Consider the following 17,137-nt stretch of genomic DNA (forward strand, 5'->3'; position numbering starts at 1 on the left):
GATTTATCATGGCTGAAGTTATTTTCAATAAACTGGAAAAAGTATACTCCAACGGTTTCAAAGCCGTTCACGGCATCGACCTGACGATTAAAGACGGTGAATTCATGGTTATCGTCGGCCCGTCTGGCTGTGCGAAATCCACTACGCTGCGTATGCTGGCAGGTCTGGAAACCATCAGCGGCGGTGAAGTACGTATCGGCGAGCGCGTTGTTAACAATCTGGCGCCGAAAGATCGCGGGATTGCCATGGTGTTCCAGAACTACGCCCTCTACCCTCACATGACGGTAAAAGAGAATCTGGCGTTTGGTCTGAAGCTGAGCAAAATGCCTAAAGATCAAATTGAAGCGCAGGTCGCCGAAGCGGCCAAAATTCTGGAGCTGGAAGATCTGCTGGATCGTCTGCCACGCCAGCTGTCTGGTGGTCAGGCACAGCGTGTGGCCGTAGGCCGCGCCATCGTTAAAAAACCAGATGTGTTCCTGTTTGACGAACCGTTGTCAAACCTGGATGCCAAACTGCGTGCATCCATGCGTATCCGTATTTCTGACCTGCATAAGCAGTTGAAGAAAAGCGGTAAAGCGGCGACAAGCGTATATGTTACCCACGATCAGACTGAAGCAATGACCATGGGTGACCGTATTTGCGTGATGAAACTCGGTCACATCATGCAGGTCGATACACCGGATAACCTGTACCACTTCCCTGTCAATATGTTCGTTGCTGGCTTCATTGGCTCACCAGAAATGAACATTAAACCGTGCAAACTGGTCGAGAAAGACGGTCAGATTGGCGTTGTGGTTGGGAATAACGCGCTGGTGTTAAATGCTGCAAAACAAGACAAAGTCCGCAGCTATATCGGACAAGACGTCTTCTTCGGTGTTCGCCCAGACTATGTTTCCGTGTCAGATACGCCATTTGAAGGCAGCCACTCACAGGGTGAGTTGGTTCGCGTAGAAAACATGGGTCACGAATTCTTTATGTACATTAAAGTTGATGGCTTTGAATTAACCAGCCGTATTCCTTATGACGAAGGTCGGCTGATTATCGAGAAGGGACTGCATCGTCCGGTGTATTTCCAGTTCGACATGGAAAAATGCCATATTTTTGATGCAAAAACAGAAAAAAATATCTCTCTTTAACAGGAGTAGTAACCGATGAAAAAAGCGATCCTACACACGTTAATAGCTTCATCTCTGGCGTCGTTAGTGGCAATGCCCTCTTTAGCCGCTGATAATGTTGAATTGAGAATGTCCTGGTGGGGCGGCAACAGCCGTCACCAGCAGACGCTCAAAGCCATTGAAGAGTTCCACAAGCAGCACCCGAACATCACCGTGAAAGCGGAATATACTGGCTGGGATGGTCACCTGTCTCGTCTGACAACACAGATTGCCGGTAACACCGAGCCAGATGTGATGCAGACCAACTGGAACTGGCTGCCGATTTTCTCTAAGAACGGCACGGGTTTTTATGACCTGAACAAGGTTAAAGATTCTCTGGATCTGACCCAGTTCGAGTCAAAAGAACTGCAAAACACCACGGTCGAAGGGAAACTGAACGGTATCCCGATTTCCGTTACGGCTCGCGTCTTCTATTTCAACACCGAAAGCTGGAAAAAAGCCGGTCTGGAATATCCGAAAACGTGGGACGAGCTGCTGAACGCCGGTAAAGTGTTCAAAGAAAAACTGGGCGACCAATACTACCCTATCGTATTGGAACACCAAGATTCTCTGGCACTGCTGAACTCTTATATGGTTCAGAAGTACAACATTCCAGCGATTGATGTAAAAGGTCAGAAATTCGCCTATAGCGATGCGCAATGGGCTGAATTCTTTGGCATGTATAAGAAGTTGATCGACAGCCATGTCATGCCTGATGCGAAATACTATGCGTCTTTCGGTAAGAGCAACATGTATGAAATGAAGCCATGGATCAACGGCGAGTGGTCTGGTACTTACATGTGGAACTCCACTATCACTAAGTACTCTGACAACCTGCAACCACCAGCAAAACTGGAATTGGGTAGCTACCCAATGCTGCCAGGTGCAAAAGATGCCGGCTTGTTCTTCAAACCAGCACAGATGCTGTCTATCGGTAAGTCAACCAAGCATCCTAAAGAGTCTGCTCAGTTGATCAACTTCCTGCTGAACAGCAAAGAAGGTGCTCAGGCTCTGGGTCTGGAACGTGGTGTACCGTTGAGTAAAGCCGCTGTGGCTCAGCTGACTGCTGATGGCGTGATCAAAGATGATGCACCAGCCGTTGCCGGGTTGAAACTGGCGCTGTCTCTGCCGCATGAAGTTGCTGTTTCCCCTTATTTCGATGACCCGCAAATCGTTTCTCTGTTTGGTGATACCATCCAGTCTATCGATTACGGTCAGAAATCTGTGGAAGATGCTGCGAAATACTTCCAGCGTCAATCTGAACGTATTCTGAAACGCGCAATGAAATAATGTTGTACCCGTTTTAGACTGTAATTCATCCCTGCCGCACTGACGGCAGGGATTTTTCATTTAAATTAAAACAACCGCGATATTCAATTCGATCTCCCTCACAATTTGAAACCCCATTTTACTTTTTGTTACCCAAGACGATCTCGATCACAGAACGTAGTTTAATAATAAATAAAATAGAACTTGTCCCAAAAAGCATAATGCGTGTTTTTTATTAGAGATATCCTAACCAATAGGGAATATAACAATGAAATTTAAATTACTAGCTCTGGCAGTTACGTCATTAATTAGTGTGAATGCAATGGCTGTGACAATCGATTACCGTCATGAAATGCAAGATACCGCTAAAGGCGATCATAAAGATCGTATTTCAATGTCTCACCGTTTTGCTAATGGTTTTGGCCTTTCCGTTGAAGCAAAATGGAAAAACGGCGAGCCCAATAACAGCACTGTTGGAAACCGCGTAACACCAAATAAACCGTATCATGAAACCGTCAGCAACGGTACTGAAGTGGTTGCCAGCTATGTTTACAACTTCAATAAAACCTTTTCTTTGGAACCAGGTTTCTCTTTAGATTCAAACTCTACCTCTAACAACTACCGCCCTTACCTCCGCGGTAAAGTGAATCTTACTGACGATCTGTCTACCTCACTGCGCTATCGTCCATATTATAAGCGTAACAGCGGCAGTATTGGTGGAAGAAATACTTCAGAGAATGGATACAATTTAACTGCCGTTGTTAGCTATAAATTCCTGAAAGATTTCCAGGTTGATTACGAACTGGATTATAAAAAAGCAAACAAAGCAGGTTTTTATCAATCTGATTTCGAAACTTGGAAAATCGATCATGATGTGAAGCTTTCCTACAAAATCGATAAGAATTGGAAGCCTTATATGGCGATCGGTAATATCGCTGACTCTGGTACCAACGATGATCGTCAAACTCGTTACCGTGTTGGTGTGCAATACAGCTTCTAATAACGGGCTTGTTATTTAAATAAGCATTATTAGTTGGCAAAAGGGATGTTAGTGTTAATTGATTTACTCAGTTTTATCATTAACGTCCCTTTATTATGATGTCCGTCGTAGGTTAAGCAAGTTAGTTACGTTTCGTTGTTACATGTGGTGTCGTTAAATGCGTTTTAGCTGTTGAAATTGCTGTGTCTGATTTACCCTCTTCGTGTATGAATGTTATTTCTTTATTAAAGTTTGCGGTTCAGGGTAGTCATTTTTTCTCCGATGTGATGGCTACCCTATTTTTTATCATCGCCCAACGATTTTCCCCCTCCTTCCCTTTGTCAGGTGATCTATCATGATTGTTCGTTCTCTGCTTGTCGGGGCCATTATGATGTCTGTAAATGGATTAAGTTACGCTCAACCTGTTTTTCCTGTCTGGCCACACGGCGAAGCGCCGGGAGCCTCTTCTTCAACGCTACAGCCGCAAGTGGTCGAGCGGAGTAAAGATCCCTCTCTTCCCGATCGGGCAGCAACCGGGATTCGCAGCCCCGAAATTACCGTTTATCCAGCAGAGAAGCCCAATGGTATGGCGTTACTCATTACGCCTGGCGGTTCTTACCAGCGCGTCGTGTTGGATAAGGAAGGTAGCGATCTGGCACCGTTCTTTAATCAACAGGGCTACACCCTTTTCGTGATGACCTATCGCATGCCCGGAGAAGGCCATAAAGAAGGCGCTGACGCCCCGTTAGCCGATGCACAGCGAGCAATCAGAACCCTGAGGGCCAACGCCGAGAAGTGGCACATTAACCCACAGCGTATTGGTATTATGGGATTCTCCGCGGGTGGTCATGTTGCTGCCAGCCTGGGAACCCGCTTCGCCCAGTCCGTTTACCCCGCGACGGATGCCATTGACAGCGTAAGCGCACGCCCTGATTTCATGGTGCTGATGTACCCCGTCATTTCGATGCAGGCGGATATTGCGCACGCTGGTTCGCGCAAACAGTTAATCGGTGAGCAGCCGACGGAAGCACAGGTGCTGCGTTATTCTCCAGAGAAGCAGGTTACCGCTCAGACGCCACCCACGTTTCTGGTGCATGCCGTTGACGATCCGTCAGTGTCGGTTGATAACAGTCTGGTGATGTTCAGCGCGCTGCGGGAAAAACAGATCCCCGTCGAAATGCATCTCTTTGAGAAGGGGAAACACGGTTTCGGCCTGCGCGGTACCAAAGGACTTCCAGCGGCAGCCTGGCCTCAGTTGCTGGACAATTGGCTGCGAGTCTTACCTGTAAGTAACGAACCGTCGAAATAAATCGTTACGCCGTCACGGCTTCCGCAGACAGGGATAATCTCTTATACTGTATAAAATAACAGTTTTATTTGAGAAGTTTCATGACTGCGGAAGGACACCTGCTGTTTTCTGTTGCCTGCGCGATTCTGGCTAAGAAAGTTGAGCTATCGCCTGCGCTGGCTACCGGAGACTGGTGGCACATTATTCCCGGTGCACTCCTTACCGCGCTGCTGCCCGATATCGATCACCCTAAATCCGTCCTCGGGCAGCGCCTGAAGTGGCTTTCTTCGCCCATTGCCCGCCTCTTTGGCCATCGCGGGTTTACGCACAGCCTCCTTGCCATCGCCGCCGGTATTTTCTTTATTCAGACGCGCCTGCCGCCAGACTGGCCGATTCCGACCGATGCCTACCATGCCATGATCGTCGGTTATCTGAGCCACATTCTCGCGGATATGCTGACGCCCTCTGGCGTTCCTCTGCTCTGGCCCTGTCGCTGGCGTTTCCGCTTGCCGATTTTAAACAGCCAAAAAGGCAATCAGTTGGAACGCTTTCTGTGTCTTGCCTGTATCGGCTTTTCGCTGTATCAGCCACAAAAGAATCTGGATTGCTGCACCTATGAGCAGTCATTTCGCTTTTTACAGTCCGCGCAAACCTACCTTTTTCAATACGTGAAGTAACAGCGTTACTTACCGTCAGACATATCCCTGTAACATGATGGCAAAAGACCTGCTATCCTGTGCGCGTTTGTTATTTTTCATCGCAAAAAATCACGCTCCCTCCGCCGATCTCCACTACCGCGCGAGATCGTGGGCAGCATGACGCGATTCACTGATAGGGAGCAAAGTCGGATGAATTTTCCGCTACTCATAAATATTCTGCTATTTGTCGTATTACTGCTCGGATTAGGTTACGTCAGCCGTAACCCATCCTGGAGTCTGGCAAAGAAAGTGTTGCTGGGTTTGGTTGTCGGGGTGCTATTTGGTCTGGCACTGCATCTGATTTATGGTGGTGACAACCCGGTTGTTAAGCAGTCCATTTCATGGTTTAACATCGTAGGTAATGGCTATGTGCAGCTGTTACAGATGATCGTCATGCCGCTGGTCTTTATCTCCATCCTCAATTCCGTTGCCAAGCTGCATAATGCCTCATCATTAGGGAAAATAAGCGTGTTGACGCTTTCTACCCTGTTGATCACCACGCTGATTTCCGCGTTGGTCGGTGTTTTTGTGACTAACCTGTTTGGCCTGACGGCGACCGGGCTGGTGCAAGGTGCACAAGAAACCGCGCGATTAACGGCGATTGAAAGCAACTATGCTGGTAAAGTCGCTGACCTTAACGTGCCTCAGCTTATCCTGTCATTTATTCCTAAAAACCCGTTTGCTGAGCTGACCGGCGCGAACCCGACGTCTATCATCAGCGTCGTCGTCTTCGCTGCGTTCCTCGGCGTTGCGGCGTTACAGCTGCTGAAAGATGACGCGGTCAAAGGCGAACGCGTTTTAACCGCCATTGACACGCTGCAATCCTGGGTGATGAAACTCGTTCGTCTGGTGATGAAGTTGACCCCCTACGGCGTCATGGCGCTGATGACCAAAATGGTCGCCAGTTCTAACCTGCAAGACATCCTCAAGCTGGGCAGCTTCGTTGTCGCGTCCTATCTGGGGCTGGCGATTATGTTCGGCGTCCATGCGCTGATCCTGTCGTTCACAGGCATCAATCCGGCCCGTTTTTATCGCAAAGTCTGGCCTGTCCTGACGTTCGCGTTTACCAGCCGTTCCAGCGCGGCAACAATTCCACTCAGCATTGAAGCGCAAACGCGCCGTATTGGCGTGCCGCAATCTATCGCCAGCTTTGCGGCGTCTTTCGGCACGACAATCGGTCAGAACGGCTGTGCGGGGCTTTACCCAGCAATGCTGGCCGTGATGGTCGCACCAACAGTTGGCATCAACCCGTTGGATCCTGTCTGGATCGCGACGCTGGTCGGTATCGTCACCATCAGTTCTGCTGGCGTAGCCGGTGTGGGCGGTGGAGCCACCTTTGCCGCGTTAATCGTTCTACCCGCGATGGGGCTGCCGGTAACGCTTGTCGCGCTACTCATCTCCATTGAGCCGCTGATCGATATGGGTCGTACCGCACTTAACGTCAGCGGATCTATGACGGCCGGTACTGTCACCAGCCAGTTGATGAAGCAGACGGACAAAACGGTTTTCAACGCACAGGATGACGCTGAGTTGACGCACCGCTAAGCCGCATTTGCTGCACAAAAGAAAACGCCGATGGCTGATGCTATCGGCGTTTTTTTATGATGGGCCGTTGCTGCACAACGTTGAAAAACGGTCCCTACATTTTTTATGACACTTTTCTAATAACGATATCGTGCCATCGGGCTAGTTAGCGCTGCGGGTTAGTATCGTAAGCCTGGCAGCTCTGGAAGCCTTTATTGAGAACATGGCCCGTTTCGTTGTAACTAACGAAATAGTTCTGCGCTGTGCCATCACGGTTTTTCAGCAGATAATCGCTACAGGTGCCTTTGGCATTTACCAGACGTTTTTCTACTCCGCTACCTGCAAGTTGATGAACCTGCTGCTTCGTCATTCCCACTTTCACATCTTTCACCACGGGCTCATTGACATAGCTTTCTGCCTTGTTATAAGCCGAACATCCCGCCAGCATGACAGCACCAGCTGCCGCAATACATACCAGTAATCTGTTATTCTTCATCTCATCACCTCATTATTAATGGGTCACCCTAAGGCTAGTCGGCGGCGACCACTTTTTCAAATCATAACGCAGGGATGTAACATATTGGCCGATAGTCAAAAACCGGTTATCTATAGGGAAAATGACTACCTGACAGCTTGTTCTTTTTCTTCACGCCAATTCGTTTTACACTCAGGCAATCGTAATAATTCTTTTGCAGTATCAATAAGTTCAGGAGGGGATGGCATGTCATTACAAAACGACATTATCACTGCGTTGGGAGTGAAAAGCAGCATCGATCCAGCACAGGAAATCCGTGTTAGCGTTGATTTTTTAAAGAATTATCTGAATGCTCACCCGTTCGTTACGTCGTTAGTTTTGGGCATCAGCGGTGGTCAGGACTCTACGCTGACCGGCAAACTGTGCCAGACGGCTATCACGGAATTACGTAATGAGACCGGAAACTCTCGCTATCAGTTCATCGCCGTTCGACTGCCTTACGGCGTGCAGGCGGATGAAGCCGACTGTCAGGACGCCATCGCTTTTATCCAACCAGACCGCGTATTAACCGTCAATATCAAGCCGGCGATTGAAGCCAGTGAAGCCACTTTACGTGCCATTGGCGTGGAGCTTTCCGATTTTGTAAAAGGCAACGAGAAAGCCAGAGAACGCATGAAAGCGCAGTACAGCATCGCGGGCATGAATGCCGGGCTTGTCGTCGGCACCGATCATGCAGCAGAGGCGGTAACGGGCTTTTTCACCAAATACGGTGATGGCGGTACCGATATCAACCCGATTTTCCGGTTGAATAAGCGTCAGGGTAAAGCGCTACTGCGCGAACTTGGCTGCCCTTCTCATCTTTATACCAAAGCCCCTACCGCCGATCTGGAAGAAGACCGCCCGTCTCTCCCCGATGAAGTCGCGCTGGGTGTCACCTATGAAAAGATCGACGACTATCTGGAAGGCAAGCAGATCGAAGCTAAGGATGCGGCCATTATCGAAAACTGGTATCGCAAAACTGAACACAAGCGTCGTCCGCCGATTACCGTTTTTGATGATTTCTGGCGATAAATCATTGTGATAAGCAAACCGGATGCAGATAACGGCGTCTGGTTTGCTCTTAGTTTCTTTTGCACAGACTTCATAACCAGGTATGAATATGACGTCACAGCGCGCCACGCTCACGGGCTTACTGGCGATCGTTTTATGGAGCACATCCGTCGGACTTATCCGTAGCCTGACAGAAGCACTCGGCCCCATCGGCGGTGCCGCAATGATTTACTCCACCAGCACACTGTGTCTATTGGCCTTTTACGGTTTTCCCCGCATTAAGACTCTGCCCAGAGTCTATTTGTTCGCAGGCGGCGCAATGTTTGTCTGCTACGAGATCTTTCTGTCGCTGTCCATCGGGCTAGCGGATAGCCGCATGCAGGCGATAGAAATAGGGATGATTAACTATTTGTGGCCCAGTTTGACCGTGTTTTTTTCTCTTTTTATCAATCAGCAGAAAAGTCGTTTCCTGCTCTGGCCCGGCCTTGCGCTCTCGCTGGGCGGCATCGTGTGGATTATGAAAGGAGAAAGCGACTGGACACCAGAACTCCTGTGGAACAACATCTTAGCTAACCCGTTGGCCTACAGCCTGGCGTTTTCTGCGGCCCTGACCTGGGCGCTCTACTGCAATATCACCAGGCGTTACGGACAGGGTAAAAGCGGCGTCTCGCTGTTCTTTTTCGTCGCCTCATTCCTGCTCTGGATTCAGTACGCCTTCAGTGCCGAAGGGGCGATTTCATTAACCTTACCAAGTTCGCTGCAACTGCTCTTTATGGGAACATCGACCGCATTAGCCTATTCCGTCTGGAATATCGGTATTCAGCATGGCAACCTGACGTTGCTGGCAACCGCCTCTTATTTTACGCCCGTGCTTTCCACACTATTAGCCGCGCTCTGGCTCAATATCACGCCCGCTATATCATTCTGGCAAGGCGTCGTCATGGTCACTGCAGGTTCGCTACTCTGCTGGTATGCGACACGTACACCCACAAGCTGATTCGCAGCTATCCCCATGCTTTTCGGCTAAATTTTCCGTCCAATAAAAAACCCTAATCTGCTCGCGGTCACATTCTTCACGCTAACCTGCTATAGTCATCTCCACATTTCGTTACCTAAAAAATAGTCACACATGTTAAGGCGTTTCTTTTCCTACTATTCCCCTTACAAAGGGTTGTTCGTCCTCGACTTCGGCTGTGCCATTATCGCTGGCCTGCTTGAATTAGGGTTTCCGATGGCGATTAAAGCGTTCATCGACAAATTATTACCCGCTCAGGACTGGTCGCTGATCCTGTTGGCGTCAGTGGCACTATTGGCGGTATACCTGCTGAATACCGCGCTGATGGCCATCGTCAACTATTGGGGACATGCGCTAGGCGTGGGTATTGAAACCGATATGCGGCGGCAGGCCTTTGAGCATCTGCAAAATTTGCCGTTCCGTTACTACGACAATATGAAGACCGGCCATATCATCACCCACGTCACCAAAGATTTGGAAGAAGTCGGGGAAATTGCCCACCACGGCCCGGAAGACCTCTTCCTCGCGATCATGACGTTTATTGGTGCGTTCATCCTGATGGCGACGGTTCACCTGAATCTGGCGCTGCTGACGATTATTATCGTGCCTTTCATGACGTTTCTCGTCAGCCGCTATGGCGCTCGCATGACGGAGACGTGGCGTCAACTCTTTGGTCAGGTTGGCAACTTCAACGCCCGCATTGAAGAGAGCGTTGGCGGTATTCGCGTCGTTAAAGCGTTTGCTAATGAAGCGCATGAGAAGAAACTGTTCTCTAACGATAACGAAAACTACCGCCGTACCAAGTTGCAGGCCTATCGCATCATGACCGCCAGTATGACGCTCAGCTACCTCAGCACGCGCCTGATACAGCTTATCGTAATGCTGGCCGGGATTTGGTATGTCATTCAGGGCGAACTCAGCTACGGTGGTTTTATCGGCTTCCTGCTGCTGATTGAAGTGTTTTTCCGACCTGTCGCCAAAATTACCTCGGTGCTGGAGAGCTATCCCAAAGGGATTGCGGGCTTCAAACGTTTTACTCAACTGATCGACACCGTTCCTGAGATTGCCGACGCCCCCGATGCGCATGATGCCGGGCCGCTGAAAGGTGATATCCGGTTCAATCAGGTGAGCTTTGGGTATTCTGCCGATCGTCCGATTCTGCGTAATATTGACCTGTCGATTCGCGCAGGGGAAACCGTGGCGTTTGTTGGCCCCTCCGGTGCGGGCAAAACCACGCTTTGTTCTCTGCTTCCCCGTTTCTACGATTTAACCAGCGGCGCCATCACCATTGACGGCATGGATATCCGCCAGATGACGCAGGCGTCGCTGCGCAGTCAAATCGGCATCGTACAGCAGGATGTTTTCCTGTTCGGCGGTACCATTCGGGAAAACATCGCCTACGGTAAACTTGATGCCAGCGATGACGAAATCATGGACGCCGCACGGCGTGCACGGCTAGATGAGCTGATCGAAAATCTGCCTGACGGGCTGGATACCGTGGTCGGCGAGCGAGGCGTTAAATTATCGGGTGGGCAAAAGCAGCGTTTATCTATCGCGCGCATCTTCCTGAAAAATCCGCCAATCCTGATTCTGGACGAAGCAACGTCCGCACTGGATACCGCGACAGAGCAGGCGATACAGCAATCGCTCAGCGAGCTTTCCGCAGGGCGTACCACGTTGATCATCGCCCACAGGTTGGCAACCATACAGAACGCGGGACGCATTGTGGTGGTAGATAACGGCAGCATTATTGAGCAAGGCAGCCATCAGGTGCTGCTGGAGCAAAGTGGCATCTATGCCAGATTACATCAGGCGCAGTTCGGTCACGCCTGATTACGACCTTCCCCGGCGAGGTTATCCTCGCCTTTTTCTCTCTGCTTTCCTACATAGATGTGATTTCAGTGGTTCCCCTCGCAATAAATTGCATTTAAAATACATCTATTATGATTTCATCAGGACATGACGCCATGGCGAGAAAACCCCTGGGAAAATACCGACAGCGGGAGATCCGTACCGTCGGATTGATGATCGAGCTGTATGAAAAGCATCATCCTGAAACCGGCGATAACACGCAGCATAAAGACTTATTCAACTACGCCATCAAGCGTCTGGAACGCTGTCAATTCGGTGAAGATAAACCCGCGTGTAAGCATTGCCCCATTCACTGCTATCAACCCGCCCGACGTGAGGCGATCAAAGCGATTATGCGCTGGTCGGGGCCGCGGATGTTGTTGCGCCACCCGATTCTGGCAATACGCCATTTAATTGACGATCATCGGCCAGTGCCGGACTATCCGAAAAAAGAGGCTGCGCCAAATGGACGAGCAACGCGTTTAGCCTCGCAGCATACGGCACCAGCAGATACCGAATCGACGTTGAAATAGGCAAAATGAGGCGAATAAGATAGGAAAAGGCCGCTTACGCGGCCTTTTTGGGTGACTCTGTTACTCTTTGGGAGAGGCGTTCTCTACCCTGCTTTTTAGCTTTTGCCCCGGACGGAACGTGACCACACGGCGCGCCGTAATCGGAATATCTTCGCCAGTTTTTGGGTTACGTCCCGGACGTTGGTTCTTGTCTCGCAAATCAAAATTGCCAAAACCTGACAACTTGACCTGCTCGCCATTTTCCAAAGCGCGACGAACTTCTTCAAAAAACAGCTCGACTAGCTCTTTGGCATCCCGTTTGCTCAGCCCGAGCTTCTCAAACAGGTATTCTGACATTTCAGCTTTAGTAAGCGCCATAGGTTCAATCCCTCAAGGATGCTTGGAATCGCTGTTTTAATGCTGCTACGCATTCTGCAACGGTAGCGGCAATTTCCTCTTCTGCCAGTGTACGCGTGGTATCTTGCAGGGTCAGACTGATAGCCAGACTCTTATAACCTTCCGCTACGCCCTTCCCTCGGTACACGTCGAATAAGTTTACGCCAACTAACTGATTTGCGCCAACTTTCTTACACTCGGCCAAAATATCGCCCGCAGGGACATTTTCAGCGACCACAACGGCGATATCGCGACGGTTCGCCGGGAAGCGGGAAACCTCGTTCGCCTCAGGCAATACGCGGTCTGCAACCTTATCCCACAACAATTCGAACACCACGGTGCGTCCGTTAAGATCCAACTTGCGCTCCAGTTCTGGGTGAATAACGCCAATAAATCCAATGCGTTCTCCGCACAGATAAATAGCAGCACTTTGTCCTGGATGCAATGCCGGATTGTTTTCGGCTTTGAACTCAACATCAGACAACTTGCCCGTCAATGCCAGTACCGCTTCCAAATCGCCTTTTAAATCATAGAAGTCAACGGCCTGACGCGCCAGATCCCAATGCTCTTCATAACGCGTGCCAGTAATCACACCCGCCAGCATCAGATCCTGACGAATACCCAGGTCAGCACTGGTATCCGGTACAAAACGGAGACCGCTTTCAAACAGGCGCAGTCGGCTTTGTTGACGGTTTTGGTTATACACTGCCGCGCTCAGCAAGCCGCTCCACAGCGATAAACGCATCACCGACATCTCTGCGGATATCGGGCTCGGCAAGCTCAGCGACGCTTCATTAGGGTGGATTAATCCCTGAATTTTCGGGTCAACAAAACTGTAAGTAATTGCTTCCTGGTAGCCGTGATCGACTAATAATGTCTTCACGCGCTTCAATGACAGTGACGCTTCGCGATGCGAGGTCATGATCAATGGAGCCTGAGTCGGAATATTCGGAATGTTGTTGTAGCCGTAAATACGCGCGACTTCTTCAACCAAATCTTCTTCAATTTCCATGTCGAAGCGCCAGCTCGGTGCCGTCGCCTGCCAACCTGCATCGGTTTTCGCAACGTTACAGCCCAGACGCTGCAGAATATCGCCCACGTGCTCATCGGCAATCACATGGCCAATCAGACGATCCAGTTTCTCACGGCGCAGCGTAATCGTTGCGCGAGCTGGCAAATCTGCCTCGCTAGTCACATCAACGACCGGACCGGCTTCACCACCGCAGATATCGATCAGCAGGCGAGTCGCGCGCTCAATAGCTTTATGCTGTAACGCCGGATCGACACCACGCTCGTAGCGGTGAGACGCATCGGTGTGCAAACCGTGACGACGTGCGCGTCCGGTAATTGACAGCGGGTTGAAGTAAGCGCATTCCAGCAGAACATTTTGCGTTTCTTCATTGACGCCAGAATGCTCGCCGCCAAAGATACCGCCCATCGCCAGCGCACTCTGCTGGTCAGCGATAACCAGCGTATCCGCGTTCAGCTTCGCTTCGTTACCATCCAGCAGCGTCAGCGTTTCGCCTTCTGTCGCCATACGCACGATAATGCCGCCGTTGAGACGGTCGAGATCGAACGCGTGCATTGGTTGGCCGAGTTCCAGCAGAACGTAGTTCGTCACATCAACAACCGGATCGATAGAACGAATACCGCAACGGCGCAGCTTTTCGCGCATCCACAGTGGCGTTGCCGCCTTAACGTTGATGCCTTTCACCACACGGCCTAAGTAACGCGGGCATGCCTGCGGCGCATCGACCTGAATCGGGAAGGTATCCTGAATCGTCGCAGCAACGGGCTCAATAGTCGGTTCATTCAACGCCAGCTGATTCAACACGGCCACATCACGCGCCACACCGATAATGCCTAAGCAATCAGCACGGTTTGGCGTCACGCTGATTTCAATCGCGTTGTCATCCAGCTTCAGGTACTCACGAATATCCGTGCCAATCGGCGCGTCTGCTGGCAGTTCAATGATGCCGTCGTGATCGTCGGAAATACCTAACTCGGAAAATGAGCACAGCATGCCTTCAGACGGTTCACCACGCAGCTTGGCGGCTTTAATTTTGAAATCGCCCGGCAAGACGGCACCGACCGTCGCCACAGCCACTTTCAGGCCCTGACGGCAATTCGGCGCGCCACAGACGATGTCCAGCAGGCGCTCACCGCCGACATTGACTTTCGTCACACGCAGTTTGTCTGCGTTCGGGTGCTGCCCACATTCAACCACTTCACCGACAACCACGCCGTGGAATGCGCCAGCAACAGGCTCAACGCCATCCACTTCCAGCCCTGCCATCGTGATCTGTTCAGATAGCGTTTCACTGTCAACCGCCGGGTTTACCCACTCGCGTAACCAGAGTTCACTGAATTTCATGATGTATACCCGCCTTACTTAAACTGTTTGAGGAAACGCAGATCGTTTTCGAAGAATGCACGCAGATCGGTCACGCCATAGCGCAGCATCGTCAGACGCTCCATGCCCATACCGAACGCGAAGCCGGAATACACTTCTGGGTCGATACCGACATTACGCAGGACATTCGGGTGCACCATGCCGCAGCCCAGAACTTCCAGCCATTTGCCGTTTTTACCCATCACATCCACTTCAGCAGACGGTTCAGTAAACGGGAAATAAGACGGACGGAAGCGAACCTGCAAATCTTCCTCAAAGAAATTACGCAGGAAATCATGCAACGTGCCTTTCAGGTTGGTGAAGCTGATGTCTTTATCGACGATCAACCCTTCCATCTGATGGAACATCGGCGTGTGGGTCTGATCGTAATCGTTACGATAAACGCGACCAGGCGCGATGATGCGGATAGGCGGTTGCTGCTTTTCCATGGTACGAATCTGAACGCCAGACGTCTGTGTACGCAGCAGACGTGTCGCATCAAACCAAAACGTGTCGTGGTCAGCACGCGCAGGGTGGTGCCCTGGAATATTCAGCGCATCAAAGTTGTGATAATCGTCTTCGATTTCTGGCCCGGTTACCACGGAAAAACCCAGCTCGCCGAAGAAGGTTTCGATGCGATCGATGGTACGGGTCACCGGATGCAGGCCACCATTTTCAATGGTGCGGCCCGGCAGGGAAACATCGATGGTTTCTTGCGCCAGACGCGCATTTAACTCAGCGGATTCCAGCATGTGCTTACGGGCATTCAGCGCGTCCTGAACGTCTTGCTTAGCCTGGTTAATGACAGCACCAGCAGCAGGGCGCTCTTCAGCCGGCAACTCGCGCAGCGAGGTCATCTGAAGGGTTAAGTGACCTTTTTTGCCCAGATATTCGACACGCACATTTTCCAGTGCGGCAACATCCTGAGCCTCTTCTATAGCTGTTCTGGCTTTGGCAACCAGCTCTGCGAGATGTGGCATTGTGTTCCTCTTTTTCTGCCTATGTGGCCAACGGTCATGATTGAAGAATGTCGTTTTACTCAAAACGATAAATGTTACTAAAAACAAGAGTAAAAACCGATTATTGTAAACAAAAAAGCCTCCCTATGGGGAGGCTTAAGCGCTACTTTTCGTTTCTTTTCTTACGCGCAAAGCCCCCTGAATTCAGGCGCTAAAGTAAAAAAAGAAACGGAAAATAGCAGCGTTCATACTTGCGTTACCTTTGTCTTATAAATAATAAAAACGGAAAGTGTAGAGCTCGACGAAAAGAGGGAGCCAAAGCTCCCTCTCTCAACTGACTTACGCCAGTGCTGCTTTCGCTTTTTCGACCAGCGCGCTGAACGCTAACTTATCGAATACTGCGATATCAGCCAGAATCTTACGGTCAATTTCAACAGAGGCTTTTTTCAGGCCGTTGATGAATTTGCTGTAAGACAAACCGTTTTGACGAGCTGCCGCATTGATACGTGCAATCCACAGCTGACGGAATTGACGTTTACGTTGACGACGGTCGCGGTAAGCGTATTGGCCAGCTTTGATTACTGCCTGGAAGGCAACACGATAAACACGCGAACGGGCACCGTAGTAACCTTTCGCTTGTTTCAATATTTTCTTGTGACGTGCACGGGCAACTACACCACGTTTTACGCGAGCCATATGCTCTCTCCTAAAGTCTTATTCTGAATTAAAAAAAGGTTACTTATGCGTACGGCAGACATGCGATAACAAGACCCAGATCCCCTTTGGAGACCAGACCTTTTGGACGCAGGTGACGTTTACGCTTAGTTGACTTTTTGGTCAGAATATGACGCAGGTTAGCATGCTTACGCTTAAAGCCACCGCTTGCGGTTTTTTTAAAGCGTTTAGCGGCGCCACGTACTGTTTTAATCTTTGGCATTGTTATTTCCACTTCGCATTGTTAATAAAACGAATCAGATAAGGCGAACAAAGCCGTACAACACAAAGGTTGTACGGTCTTGCTACTTGAATGCCTTACTGTTTCTTCTTCGGTGCTAGCACCATGATCATCTGACGGCCTTCGATCTTCGATGGGAAGGATTCGACCACTGCCAGTTCACTCAGATCGTCACGAACGCGGTTAAGCACTTCGATACCAATCTGTTGGTGCGCCATTTCACGACCGCGAAAACGCAGTGTGATTTTAGCTTTGTCACCATCTTCAAGAAAGCGAATCAGGTTGCGTAGTTTGACCTGATAGTCGCCATCATCGGTACCAGGTCGGAATTTAATTTCCTTAACCTGAATAACTTTTTGTTTTTTCTTCTGTTCCTTTGTGGCCTTACTCTTCTCATAAAGGAACTTGCCGTAATCCATAATTCGGCAAACCGGCGGCTCGGCGTTCGGACTGATTTCAACTAAATCAACACCTGCTTCTTCGGCTTTTTCTAATGCTTCATTTAGACTTACGATGCCCAGCTGTTCGCCTTCGACGCCTGATAGGCGTACCTCATGTGCGCGAATCTCTCTGTTGATGCGATTAGGACGCGCCGGTTGAACTCGTTTTCCGCCTTTAAT

Annotated in this window: 17 protein-coding genes, 1 pseudogene and 1 other annotated feature; of the genes and pseudogenes, 10 read left to right on the forward strand and 8 right to left on the reverse strand. The window is 50.1% G+C overall.

Features of this window, described 5'->3' with window-relative positions:
• The first annotated feature begins 8 nt into the window (after nt 1-8).
• From MYB54_RS12045 to MYB54_RS12070, 6 genes and pseudogenes are all read left to right on the forward strand, one after another.
• Entirely contained in the window at nt 9-1,136 is a 1,128-nt protein-coding gene (locus MYB54_RS12045; protein ID WP_010275619.1) for an ABC transporter ATP-binding protein, read from the forward strand.
• Between the two features lie 15 nt (nt 1,137-1,151).
• Nucleotides 1,152-2,444: an ABC transporter substrate-binding protein gene (locus tag MYB54_RS12050; protein ID WP_014915274.1), complete on the forward strand. Its 1,293-nt coding sequence runs from the start codon at nt 1,152-1,154 to the stop codon at nt 2,442-2,444.
• Nucleotides 2,445-2,691: 247 nt separating this feature from the next.
• Nucleotides 2,692-3,423, forward strand: a complete 732-nt coding sequence (locus MYB54_RS12055; RefSeq protein ID WP_014915273.1) for an oligogalacturonate-specific porin KdgM family protein — start codon at nt 2,692-2,694, stop codon at nt 3,421-3,423.
• Nucleotides 3,424-3,757: 334 nt separating this feature from the next.
• Complete coding sequence (gene paeX, locus MYB54_RS12060; RefSeq protein WP_205568261.1) at nt 3,758-4,711, forward strand: pectin acetylesterase PaeX; 954 nt, start codon at nt 3,758-3,760, stop codon at nt 4,709-4,711.
• 80 nt (nt 4,712-4,791) lie between these two features.
• Nucleotides 4,792-5,298: pseudogene (locus MYB54_RS12065) on the forward strand (metal-dependent hydrolase); the annotation flags it as partial.
• Between the two features lie 240 nt (nt 5,299-5,538).
• Nucleotides 5,539-6,933 carry an L-cystine transporter gene (locus MYB54_RS12070; RefSeq protein WP_039489631.1) on the forward strand — a complete coding sequence of 465 codons (1,395 nt, stop codon included), beginning with the start codon at nt 5,539-5,541 and terminating at the stop codon, nt 6,931-6,933.
• Between the two features lie 145 nt (nt 6,934-7,078).
• Here MYB54_RS12070 and osmE read toward each other — a convergent pair whose 3' ends face one another.
• A complete protein-coding gene (osmE, locus tag MYB54_RS12075; protein WP_039275129.1) occupies nt 7,079-7,408 on the reverse strand; it encodes an osmotically-inducible lipoprotein OsmE in 330 nt (109 codons plus the stop codon).
• Between the two features lie 225 nt (nt 7,409-7,633).
• Between osmE and nadE the strand changes: the two genes are divergently transcribed.
• The 4 genes from nadE to MYB54_RS12095 all read left to right on the forward strand — a co-directional run bounded on the left by nadE (nt 7,634) and on the right by MYB54_RS12095 (nt 11,836).
• Nucleotides 7,634-8,458 (forward strand): NAD(+) synthase, encoded by an 825-nt coding sequence (gene nadE, locus MYB54_RS12080; protein WP_039469241.1) that lies wholly within the window; start codon nt 7,634-7,636, stop codon nt 8,456-8,458.
• Nucleotides 8,459-8,546: 88 nt separating this feature from the next.
• On the forward strand, nt 8,547-9,434 hold the full coding sequence (yddG, locus tag MYB54_RS12085) for an aromatic amino acid DMT transporter YddG (RefSeq protein ID WP_205563574.1): 888 nt from the start codon (nt 8,547-8,549) through the stop codon (nt 9,432-9,434).
• Nucleotides 9,435-9,566: 132 nt separating this feature from the next.
• On the forward strand, nt 9,567-11,285 hold the full coding sequence (locus tag MYB54_RS12090; protein WP_248720815.1) for an ABC transporter ATP-binding protein: 1,719 nt from the start codon (nt 9,567-9,569) through the stop codon (nt 11,283-11,285).
• A gap of 134 nt (nt 11,286-11,419) precedes the next feature.
• A complete protein-coding gene (locus MYB54_RS12095) occupies nt 11,420-11,836 on the forward strand; it encodes a nitrous oxide-stimulated promoter family protein (RefSeq protein ID WP_039275136.1) in 417 nt (138 codons plus the stop codon).
• A gap of 60 nt (nt 11,837-11,896) precedes the next feature.
• Here MYB54_RS12095 and ihfA read toward each other — a convergent pair whose 3' ends face one another.
• The 7 genes from ihfA to infC form a co-directional block, all read right to left on the reverse strand.
• Complete coding sequence (gene ihfA / locus MYB54_RS12100; protein ID WP_009112984.1) at nt 11,897-12,193, reverse strand: integration host factor subunit alpha; 297 nt, start codon at nt 12,191-12,193, stop codon at nt 11,897-11,899.
• Nucleotides 12,194-12,197: 4 nt separating this feature from the next.
• Nucleotides 12,198-14,585 carry a phenylalanine--tRNA ligase subunit beta gene (gene pheT, locus MYB54_RS12105; protein ID WP_039286701.1) on the reverse strand — a complete coding sequence of 796 codons (2,388 nt, stop codon included), beginning with the start codon at nt 14,583-14,585 and terminating at the stop codon, nt 12,198-12,200.
• A 14-nt stretch (nt 14,586-14,599) separates the two neighbouring features.
• The gene (gene pheS / locus MYB54_RS12110) at nt 14,600-15,583 is read right to left on the reverse strand and encodes a phenylalanine--tRNA ligase subunit alpha (protein WP_014915263.1); all 984 of its coding nucleotides are present in this window, start codon (nt 15,581-15,583) and stop codon (nt 14,600-14,602) included.
• A gap of 108 nt (nt 15,584-15,691) precedes the next feature.
• Nucleotides 15,692-15,816: a sequence feature (Phe leader region), on the reverse strand.
• The gene (pheM, locus tag MYB54_RS12115; RefSeq protein WP_106120997.1) at nt 15,767-15,811 is read right to left on the reverse strand and encodes a pheST operon leader peptide PheM; all 45 of its coding nucleotides are present in this window, start codon (nt 15,809-15,811) and stop codon (nt 15,767-15,769) included. (Overlaps the previous feature by 45 nt.)
• 85 nt (nt 15,817-15,901) lie before the next feature.
• Entirely contained in the window at nt 15,902-16,258 is a 357-nt protein-coding gene (gene rplT / locus MYB54_RS12120) for a 50S ribosomal protein L20 (protein WP_005968887.1), read from the reverse strand.
• 43 nt (nt 16,259-16,301) lie between these two features.
• Complete coding sequence (gene rpmI / locus MYB54_RS12125; protein ID WP_010275699.1) at nt 16,302-16,499, reverse strand: 50S ribosomal protein L35; 198 nt, start codon at nt 16,497-16,499, stop codon at nt 16,302-16,304.
• A gap of 95 nt (nt 16,500-16,594) precedes the next feature.
• Entirely contained in the window at nt 16,595-17,137 is a 543-nt protein-coding gene (gene infC, locus MYB54_RS12130) for a translation initiation factor IF-3 (RefSeq protein ID WP_071822580.1), read from the reverse strand.

The sequence above is a fragment of the Pectobacterium nicotianae genome (assembly GCF_023272715.1).
GTDB classification, from domain to species: domain Bacteria; phylum Pseudomonadota; class Gammaproteobacteria; order Enterobacterales; family Enterobacteriaceae; genus Pectobacterium; species Pectobacterium brasiliense.